The sequence below is a fragment of the Pseudomonas sp. TWP3-1 genome (assembly GCF_049896625.1).
In the GTDB taxonomy this organism is placed as follows: domain Bacteria; phylum Pseudomonadota; class Gammaproteobacteria; order Pseudomonadales; family Pseudomonadaceae; genus Aquipseudomonas.
Genome location: NZ_JAFCUQ010000049.1, coordinates 1 through 599, shown reverse-complemented (window position 1 = coordinate 599; position 599 = coordinate 1). Strand labels below are relative to the sequence as shown.

Here is a 599-nt window from a genome sequence, read left to right as displayed (position 1 = left end):
CACCCAGCACCCACCGGTCAACGTCCAACGATCAGCGGCAAGGTGTGGGCTTATTCGGTTGTCACTATCAGCGTACCGGGGATGTCATTCCCACCCGTGACCGCAGTGGGCGTCAATTTCAGTCTGGTCTCGCCGACCGACTGGCCTCCGGGTACATCTGTGGTCTCGGTGACCTCGGCATTCGGCGGCCAGACTTCGACAGTGGTGACACAACCAATCACTGTGAGAACGCCGCAGCCGACGATCACCACCGCGCCAGGCCCGGTTCCCCTCATCGCGACCATTGTCTGCAGTGGCTGGCAAGGCTGCCTGATCGAGGTTTTTACGACTGTTGGCAATCAGAAATTGGGGTGGGGCACGGTGCAGCCCAATGGCACGGCTCAAATCACTCTGTTGAGGCAGGCTCCGGGCGAGCAGACCTTGTTTGCCCTTCAATACGAGAAGGACATGCTTGGGAATGTATCGGTCGAGAGTAACCGCGTGGTGGTGAAGTTTGGCGTACCGATAGCGACCATCACTGTGCCGGCAGAGGGCGGCACGACCACGCGTACATCGGATTTCAGCGGCTCAACGACTGCGCTTGGCGATTCTATCGAGTT

The 599-nt window shown here is 59.3% G+C and carries 1 protein-coding gene; it reads left to right on the top strand.

The window, feature by feature from the left end:
• Positions 1 to 599: hypothetical protein (locus ACP7BN_RS27680; protein ID WP_426206979.1), on the top strand; the 599-nt coding region annotated here is incomplete at both ends.